This is a genomic window from Frankia sp. CcCS3, from assembly GCF_977927575.1.
Map to the genome: position 1 here is coordinate 1 of NZ_CDWRCL010000163.1, position 9,258 is coordinate 9,258.

Here is a 9,258-nt window from a genome sequence, read left to right on the forward strand (position 1 = left end):
CGGGGATGGGGGTGGGGGTGTCGGGGGTGGTGGCATCGAGGATGCGCCGGAGCATGCTGGTGATCATGGTGAGGGTGTGGTTGGTGGTGGTGTCGAGTAGCAGGGTGTGGAAGTGCAGGTGGCGGGTGTGGATGTCGGTGGGGTTGGGGGTGGGGGTGGTCAGGGCGTGGTCGGTGGCGGTGAGGTGGGCGGTGAGGGTGGTCAGGGTGTGGTCGGTGGCGGTGGTGGCGAGGAGGCGGATGGCGGTGGGTTCGAGGTGGGTGTGGGCGGTGTGGATGTCGGCGAGGGTGGTGTGGCGGTGTTCGAGGACGAGGGCGGTGTAGCGGGCGGCGACGTCGCCGTTGGGGGTGTGGACGCGGGCGCCGCCGTGGGCGCCGCGGCGGACGGAGATGAGGGCTTCGGATTCGAGGACGCGGAAGGCTTCGCGCAGGGTGGGGCGGGAGACGCCGAACTGTTCCATGAGGACGGCTTCGGGGGGTAGGGCGTCGCCTTCTTGGAGTTCGCCGCGGACGATCTGGCGGCGTAGGTGGGCGGCGACGAGTTCGGCGGTTTTGGGGACGCGGACGTGTTGGCCGACGCGGTTGGTGGCCAGCAGGGGGGTGGGCAGGGGGTGGCCGGGGCCGGTGATGCCGGGGGTGGCGGTGCCGGGGGTGTTGGTTCGGGTGATTGTCGTGGTGGTGTCCCGGGTGGGGTGCGACTCGCGGTCGTCCGTCTCCCCTGGGCGGGCCAGCCGAACCGGATGCCCGGTCGGCTCGGCTGATGCGATCGGAGCTTCGGGTATCGCGCTGTTCTTGTCGAAGCGGTGCCCGCGTGATGCGGCGGCACGGTTTCCGAGGGCGCGGGGCGGCTGTAGCACGGTCATCGGGTGGCACCTCTCCGGGGCAGGGTTTCGGTCTCCGGGTGAGCTGGTTGGTTCTGGCGGTGCGGTGCGGTAGCCCGTCGTCGCGATCTGGGCTGGTCAGGGCGATTTCGTAATCCGGCCCGGTTCCCGGGTCGGTTTCGGGCGCGGTTCCGTCCGGAACACCGTGCATTACCACGAAGGTGGCACGTGTGCTCAGTCGAGCAGCTGAACGGACTAGCTGAATGATAATACGCGCACCATTGGGGCTCGGTTGTCCGACGTGAACGAAGTGTGGTCTCTCGGGGGATTGTGCCGGATGACGCGCGGCGCACTACCCGTTCGCCGCGCGTTCCGGCACATTGGCCGCGTTCCGGCACATTGGCAATGAAGCTCTGGTGGTCCGAGCGTGGTCGGGGAAATGGGCGTGGGGTCGTAAGGGCCAATTTAAGATACTTATGCCGTTGTATGAAATATGTCTGCTTCGGTGGGCCGCCGTCGGGGCCGCGGTCTGCCGTGCTCCGGGCTGATCGTGCCTCCCGACGGTCGTACGACGGTCGTACGGTGAACGGGTGAGCCTGTTCGACGCCGATCTCTCCGCTGCTGCCGGGGCTGGTGCCGGGGCGTCCGATGCGTCGGCAGCCGGGACGGCGTCCCGCTCCGCCTCGGGGTTCGCCGGTCCCCGGGATCAGCGTGGCAGCGGTCCGGGGGTGGACCGCGCGGCTCCGCTCGCCGCCCGGCTGCGGCCGCGGACCCTGGACGAGGTCGTGGGCCAGCGACATCTGCTCGGACCGGGAAGCCCGCTGCGCCGGCTGGTCGAGGGGGGCGCAACGACCTCGGTCGTGCTGTGGGGACCGCCCGGCACCGGCAAGACCACGCTGGCGCACATCGTGTCGAGGGCGACCGGGCGACGCTTCCGGGAGCTGTCCGCGGTCACCGCCGGAGTGAAGGATGTCCGCGCCGTCATCGATGAGGCTCGCGAGACGCTGTCAACGTCTGGTGCGCGCACAGTGCTGTTCATCGACGAGGTGCACCGGTTCACCCGGACGCAGCAGGACGCGTTGCTGCCCTCGGTCGAGCGCGGCTGGGTCACTCTGGTCGCCGCCACCACCGAGAACCCCTTCTCCTCCGTGGTCAGCCCCCTGCTGTCCCGGTCGTTGCTGCTGACGCTGGAGCCGCTGACCAACGACGACATCCGCGGGGTGCTGGCCCGGGCGCTGCGCGACCCGCGTGGGTACGACGGGCGGCTGTCGGTGTCCGACGAGGCCCGCGAGCACGTGGTCCGCCTTGCCGGAGGTGACGCCCGCCGGGCCCTCACCAGCCTGGAGGCCGGGGTCGAGGCGCTGCTCGAAGCCCATGAGCGCGAATCCGGACCGGGCGGGAACGCCGGGGCGGGTGCCGATGCCGGGGCGGGTGCAGACACCGAGGCGCTTGTCGACCCGCGGCCACGGCTCGATCTCGACCTGCTGGAGCGGGCCGTCAACCGGGCCGCAGTGCGCTACGACCGGTCCGGGGACCAGCACTACGACGTGATCAGTGCCTTCATCAAGTCGATGCGGGGCGGCGACGTCGACGCGGCCCTCCACTACCTCGCGCGGATGCTGGAGGCCGGCGAGGATCCCCGGTTCGTCGCTCGAAGGATGATCATCCTTGCCAGTGAGGACATCGGCATGGCCGATCCGGGCGCGCTCGGTGTCGCGGTCGCGGCCAGCCAGGCGCTGGAGTTCGTCGGCCTGCCCGAGGCCCGCCTGGCGCTCGCGCAGGCGGTCATCCACCTGGCGCTGGCGCCCAAGTCGAACGCGGTGATCCGGGCGATCGACGCCGCCACCTCGGATGTTCGTGCCGGGCGGGCCGGGCCGGTGCCCGCGCAGCTGCGCGACGCCCACTACCGCGGCGCGCAGCGGGTCGGCCACGGCGCGGGCTACCTGTACCCGCACGACGCCCCCGGCAACGTCGTGCGTCAGCAGTACCCGCCGGACGGGCTGACCTCGACCTACTACTACCAGCCGAGCGGTAACGGCTTCGAGCGCCGCGCGGCCGATCGGGTCCGTGAGCTGCGTGGCGTCGTACGCGGTGACCCACCGCCGTCCCCGGGCTCGTCCCCACCGCCCTCTTCGCCGCCCTTCCCACCGTTCTCCTCGCCGTCCTGACTTCTCTCGTGGGGGCTACCCGTGGCCCCGGTAGCCGTCTCGGTAAGGTCACTCCAGGAGCGTCGGCTGGGTGGCGCCCGCGGCACGGCGGATCGAATCGGGTGGGTGGGACCGGCCCAACGACGATGGAGGCAGGAGCACATATGTCCGGTGGTGCGGTCGCGGGCCTGATCGCGTCGGGCGCGTTCGCGGTGCTCGTCCTCTTCGGCTGTTACGTCCTGCTCAAGCTCGGCAAGATCTTCGATGAGGCCGCGGCCCGGGTACGCCAGACCGGTCTCGCCCTCGACGAGGGAACCGCCCGGGTCCGGCAGGCCGGCGCGACGGTCGACGAGGTCAATCTGGCACTCTCGCACGTCAACAAAGAACTCGACCGGGTCGATGCGATTACGGCGAACGTGCAGTCGATCACGACCAACGTCTCCTCGCTGACATCGTTGTTCGCGGCGACGCTCGGCGGCCCGATGGTGCGTGTCGCGGCGTTCAGCTACGGCGTGCGCCAGGCGGCGGCCAAGCGGACCCGCTCGGAGGTCGAGTCCCGGGTGACGGCCCAGATGAAGGCCGAGAAGGCGGCGCGCCGGTCGGCCGGGCGTGGCGGCCCGCAGCCCGCGGGCGAGAAGACCCCGTCGGTGCCCACGGCCGCCGGCGCGGCGGGCGGGCGTAGGGGAGGCCGGTAGATGTCGAGGATCTTCTATCTCGCTTTCGGGGCGGCGGCCGGCGTCGTGGTGGTGCGCCAGGTGGCGAAGGCCGCAGCCTCCCTGACGCCGACGAGCCTGGCCGGCTCTCTCGTACAGTCGGTACAGGAGTTCCTCGCGGACGTGCGCGAGGCCGCGGCCGAGCGGGAGGAGGAGATCCGTGTCGCGCTCGGCCTCGACGGTGATCCGGACGAAGCAGATCGAGGCGACAAAGCGGACCGAGGCGATGCGGTCGGGGCTGCCCCGCCCCGGGACGCCGCAGCGCAGGCCGCCGGCTCCGGCGCGCCGCGCTACCCCGCTGACCTCGACGACGCCGAACGCACGATGCGGCTCGTCCCCGGCGCCCGGCGGCCCTGAGGACTCCCTCGCCCGCGGGCCGGGGGCACCTGCCCTCACCGCAGCCCGGAAGGCGCGCCCGACCTACAGCGCGCCAGCCCGGGATGTCGAACCTCTTCCCACGAGTCTGGACGACGTGAACCCGATGGACACGGCCGAGATCCGTAGCCGCTTTCTCAACCACTTCGCCCGGCGCGGGCACACCGTCGTCCCGAGCGCCTCACTGGTCGCCCAGGATCCGACGTTGCTGCTGGTCAACGCCGGCATGGTGCCGTTTAAGCCCTATTTTCTCGGGGATCTCCCGGCGCCGTGGCCGCGGGCGACCAGCGTGCAGAAATGCGTGCGGACGGTCGACATCGAGAATGTCGGGCACACCGCGCGGCACGCCTCCTTCTTCCAGATGTGCGGCAACTTCTCGTTCGGCGACTATTTCAAGGCCGAGGCGATCCCGTTCGCCTTCGAGCTGCTCACCGAAGGGTTCGGCTTCAAGGCCGACGACCTGTGGGCGACGGTCTACCTCGACGACGACGAGGCCGAGGGGATCTGGCGCGAGCTGCTGCCCGCCGAGCGTATCCAGCGCCGCGGCAAGGAGGACAACTTCTGGTCGATGGGCGTGCCCGGGCCGTGCGGGCCGTGCAGCGAGATCTACTTCGACCGCGGCTCCGCCTACGGCCGCGAGGGCGGTCCGATCGCGGACGAGGAGCGATACCTCGAGGTCTGGAACCTCGTCTTCATGCAGTACGAGCGGGGCGAGGGCGCCGGGTACGACTATCCGATCGAGCGTGAGCTGCCGGCCCGCAACATCGACACCGGGATGGGCCTGGAGCGGATGGCGACCATCCTCCAGGGCGTCGACAACCTCTACGAGATCGACGTCTCCCGGCCGGTGCTCGACGCTGCCGGCCGGCTGACCGGGCGGCGCTACGGCGCGGACCCCGCCGACGACGTGCGGTTGCGAGTGATCGCCGACCACACCCGCACCGCCGCGATGCTGATCTCCGACGGCGCCGTCCCCTCCAACGAGGGGCGCGGCTACGTGCTGCGCCGCATGCTGCGCCGGGCGATCCGCAACGCCCGGCTGCTCGGCGCCCACGAGCCGGTGATGAGCGAGCTGTTCGCGGTCGTCGGCTCGGCGATGGGGACGATCTATCCCGAACTGGTCGACAACGCCGAGACGATCACCGGGGTCGCCGTCGCGGAGGAGCAGGCGTTCGCCGAGACGCTGCGCACCGGCACCACGATCTTCGACACCGCGGCGCGCCAGGCCCGATCCCTGGGCTCGACCATGCTGGGCGGCGAGGCGGCCTTCAAGCTGCACGACACCTACGGCTTCCCCATCGACCTGACGCTGGAGATGGCCGCTGAGGCGGGCCTGTCCGTCGACGAGGCGGGTTTCCACCGGCTGATGGACCGCCAGCGGCAGGCTGCGAAGGCGGACCGGGCCGCGCGGCGGATCGGCAACGTCGACCTGTCCGCGTTCCGGCCGATCCTGGCCCGTTCCGGCCCGACGACCTTCACCGGGTACGAGGAGCTCAGCCGGGCCTCCGGCGTGGTGGGCCTCATCGGCATCGCCGACGGCGCGGGGCTGGCGGCGGCGGGGGAGGGCACCGAGGTCGGGGTCGTGCTCGACGCGACCCCCTTCTACGCCGAGAGTGGCGGCCAGGAGCCCGACCTCGGTCGGCTGCGCTTCGACGGCGGCGAGGTCGAGGTGCTCGACGTCCAGCGGCCCGTGCCCGACCTGGTCCTACACCGGGTGCGGGTGCTCGGCGGCGAGCTGCGGCTTGGCGCGGAGGTGTTCGCGGAGGTGGATGCCGATCGTCGCCGCGGGGTGTCCCGGTCGCACACCGCCACCCATCTCGTGCACACCGCGTTCCGTCGCGCGCTGGGCGAGGGCGCGACCCAGGCCGGTTCGCTGAACTCCCCGGGCCGGCTGCGGTTCGACTTCCACGCCCTCGGCGCGGTGCCGCCGTCGGTGCTCGCCGACGTCGAGGACGAGATCAACGAGGTCGCCCTGCGTGACCTGCCGGTGCGGGCCTTCGTGACCACGCAGGAGGAGGCCCGCCGGCTCGGCGCGATGGCGCTGTTCGGCGAGAAGTACGGCGACGCCGTGCGGGTCGTCGATGTGGGCGACTACGCCCGCGAGCTGTGCGGTGGCACGCACGTCGCGAGCTCCGCGCAGCTTGGCGCGGTGAAGCTGCTGTCGGAGGCGTCGATCTCCGCGGGCACCCGCCGGGTCGAGGGGCTGGTTGGCCTCGACGCCTTCCGCTACCTGGCGCGCGAGCATCTCCTGGTGTCGCAGCTGTCCACCGCGCTGAAGGCCCGTCCGGACGAGCTGGTGGACCGGGTCACCGACATCGTCGGCCGGCTGCGCGACGCCGAGCGGGAGTTGGAACGACTGCGGGCCGCCGCGGTGCTCGCCGGGGCCGGGGCGCTGGCCGAGGGTGCCGAGGAGGTGGCTGGCGTCGCCGTGGTCACCGCCGAGGTGCCCGCCGGCACCGCCCCCGACGACGTGCGGCTGCTGGCGCTGGACGTGCGTGGGCGGCTGGCCGGGCGGCCCGCCGTCGTCGCCGTGGCCAAGGCCGACGGGTCGTCGATCGTTGTGGTGACCGACGACGCCGCGCGCGGCCGGGGGCTGCGCGCCGGTGACCTGGTGCGGCAGTCCTGGGCGAGCCTGGGTGGCAAGGGCGGCGGCAAGCCGGACGTGGCCCAGGGCGGCGGGGGGGGCCCACAGCTGGTGCCGGCGGTGTTTGCCAGGCTGCGGGGGCTGGTGGCCGAGCACGCCTCGCGGTGAGCGGCTCGGGCTCCCGGCCCGGGGCTTCTCGGCCCGGGGTGCGGATCGGGGTCGACGTCGGCTCGGTGCGGGTCGGGGTCGCCGCTAGCGACCCCGGCGGCGTGCTCGCGGTTCCGGTGACTACCCTGGCCAGGGATAGACGGGGCAATGCGGACATCGATCGGCTTGTCCTCATCGTCCGGGAGCGGCAGGCTGTAGAGGTCGTGGTCGGCCTGCCCAGACAGATGTCCGGGCAGGAAGGCCGGGCGGTCCGGCTGGTGCGGCAGTACGCCGAGGTACTCGCCGAGCGGATCGCACCCGTCCCCGTGCGTTTTGTGGACGAGCGGCTCACCACGGTTGCGGCTCATCGCAGGATGGCCGAGCGTGGCGTTCGTTCGCGTGCCCGCCGGAGTCTCGTGGATCAGGAGGCAGCCGTGCAGATCCTGCAGCACGACCTGGACAGCCGCCGGGGGAGCGGCGCGCCTGGCGCGATCGGGTGTGCCGCCCCGGTCACGGGTCCGGACGGCGTGGTCCGGGCTCCGGGAGACGACCCCCGGGCCCCGGGCGGTGCCGTCCCGCCGTCGGGCGAGAGGTGACCGGCGGCGACCTCGACGAGATACTCGACGAGGACCCCTACTCGCGTCGCCGTCGGGCCCGCCAGCGCGATGATCGTTACTCGGCTGATCGCTACGCCGACGATCAGTACCCGGACGACCGTGCCGGGGTCGACTGGGACCACCGCGCCTGGGACGACGGCGGCGGCTGGGACGAGCCCGATCCCGACGGCGGCCGGCGCGGTCGCGCGCTGCCGAAGCTCATCGCGGTGCTCGTCGTGGTCGCCGCCCTGCTGGGACTGGGGATCTACGGGGTGGGGAAGGTCGTCGGGCACATCTCGACCGGCGAGCCCGCCGACTACTCCGGCTCCGGCGAGGGCATCGCGGTGGTCCAGATCCCGGCCGGGGCGAGCACTCGCGAGATCGCCGGGGAGCTGCACGACGCGAACGTGACCGCGAGTGTCGCCGCGTTTGTCAAGGCCGCCGCCGCGAACCCGAAGTCGCTGGGCATCCAGCCGGGCACCTACCGTCTGCACACCAGGATGAGCGCCGCCGCGGCGCTCGAGGCCCTGCTCGACCCGGCCTCGTCCGCGCCGTTCAAGTTCGTCATCAAGGAGGGCATGACCGTCCGTGAGGTTCTCACGGCACTGCATGAACGCCTCCCGGGCACGTCGATGGCAGACCTGGAGGCGATCGCGAAGAACCCTACCCAGCTGGGCCTGCCGTCCTACGCGCCGCCGAACCTGCTGGAGGGCTATCTTTTCCCGTCCACCTACGACCTCATGCCCGGGGCCACGCCCGAGCAGCTGCTGCGCTCCTTCGTCGACCGCTTCAAGCGGGAGACCGCGGCGATCGATCTGGAGGGCAGGGCCGCCGCGATCGGGGTCCTGCCGAAGGACATCGTCACTATCGCCTCGATCATCGAGAAGGAGGTGGCCAACCGCGACGAGGGTCCGAAGGTGGCCCGGGTGATCTACAATCGGCTCAAGGACACGTCGGGGAGATTCGGCCGGCTCGACATGGACTCGACCACTCGCTACGCCACGGACGGGTACGAGGGGCCGTTGACCAGGGAACAACTCTCTCAGAACAACCCGTACAACACACGGGCCGTGAAAGGGTTGCCGCCGGGCGCAATCTCCAACCCCGGCGTCTGGGCGCTGCGGTCGGCGCTGGAACCGACCGACGGATCGTGGTTTTATTTCGTCTCCATGCCGCAGAGCAAGGTGACGGTCTTCGCCACCACGGAGCGGGAGTGGGAGCAGGCAGAGGCCCAGTACCGGCGTGAAGGGGGCCGTGAGTAGTGCGAGGGAAGCCGCGAGCATGAGGCCGCGAGCATGAGGAGGGCCCGGTAGTGCCGGAGATCGTTCCCGTCGGCACGACCCCGGCCCGCAGCCGGCCCCCTGAGTGCCATCGTCGGCCCGTGGAACCGTCGGCGACCGTCGCGGCTACCGCGTCGTCGTCGAGCCCCGCCCGCGCCGCCGTGCTCGGGGCACCGGTGGGCCATTCGCTCTCCCCGGTGCTGCATGCCGCCGCCTACGCCAGGCTCGGTCTCGCGGTGACGTACACCGCCGTGCACTGCGACGAGACCGGGCTCGCCGCGATACTCACCCGGGTCCGCACGGATCCGGACTGGGTCGGGCTGTCCCTGACCATGCCGCTCAAGACCGTCGCGCTCGACCTGCTCGACGAGGTGGACGCGACGGCGGCGGTCATCGGCGCCGTCAACACGGTCGTCGTTGGGCCCGCCGGTCGGTTGCGTGGCTACAACACCGACGTGGACGGCATCAGCATGGCGCTGCGCCGGGTGATGCGCGGCGCGGTCCCGTGCCAGCCGCTCGTACTCGGTGCCGGTGGCACGGCCCGCGCCGCGGTCGCGGCGGTCGCCGCGGTCGCCGCGGCGGGCTGCACCCGCCCC

Annotated in this window: 8 protein-coding genes; 7 read left to right on the forward strand and 1 reads right to left on the reverse strand. The window is 71.9% G+C overall.

Features of this window, described 5'->3' with window-relative positions; translation table 11 throughout:
- A partial coding sequence (locus tag AC08OQ_RS14070) for a FadR/GntR family transcriptional regulator (protein ID WP_476612104.1) occupies positions 1–862 on the reverse strand: 862 nt, incomplete at its 3' end.
- 686 nt (positions 863–1,548) lie between these two features.
- Here AC08OQ_RS14070 and AC08OQ_RS14075 point away from each other — a divergent pair.
- The 7 genes from AC08OQ_RS14075 to AC08OQ_RS14105 all read left to right on the forward strand — a co-directional run.
- A complete protein-coding gene (locus AC08OQ_RS14075) occupies positions 1,549–2,988 on the forward strand; it encodes a replication-associated recombination protein A (RefSeq protein WP_476601512.1) in 1,440 nt (479 codons plus the stop codon).
- Between the two features lie 143 nt (positions 2,989–3,131).
- Entirely contained in the window at positions 3,132–3,662 is a 531-nt protein-coding gene (locus AC08OQ_RS14080; RefSeq protein WP_476601510.1) for a DUF948 domain-containing protein, read from the forward strand.
- Positions 3,663–4,037 carry a hypothetical protein gene (locus AC08OQ_RS14085; RefSeq protein WP_462186050.1) on the forward strand — a complete coding sequence of 125 codons (375 nt, stop codon included), beginning with the start codon at positions 3,663–3,665 and terminating at the stop codon, positions 4,035–4,037.
- A gap of 124 nt (positions 4,038–4,161) precedes the next feature.
- Positions 4,162–6,807 (forward strand): alanine--tRNA ligase, encoded by a 2,646-nt coding sequence (gene alaS, locus AC08OQ_RS14090; protein ID WP_476601509.1) that lies wholly within the window; start codon positions 4,162–4,164, stop codon positions 6,805–6,807.
- Entirely contained in the window at positions 6,804–7,382 is a 579-nt protein-coding gene (ruvX, locus tag AC08OQ_RS14095) for a Holliday junction resolvase RuvX (protein WP_476601508.1), read from the forward strand. The genes alaS and ruvX overlap by 4 nt, the downstream gene beginning before the upstream one ends.
- On the forward strand, positions 7,379–8,644 hold the full coding sequence (mltG, locus tag AC08OQ_RS14100; RefSeq protein ID WP_476601507.1) for an endolytic transglycosylase MltG: 1,266 nt from the start codon (positions 7,379–7,381) through the stop codon (positions 8,642–8,644). Before ruvX ends, mltG begins: the two co-directional genes overlap by 4 nt.
- A 50-nt stretch (positions 8,645–8,694) precedes the next feature.
- The coding region (locus AC08OQ_RS14105) for a shikimate dehydrogenase family protein (protein WP_476612105.1) at positions 8,695–9,258 on the forward strand (564 nt) is incomplete at its 3' end.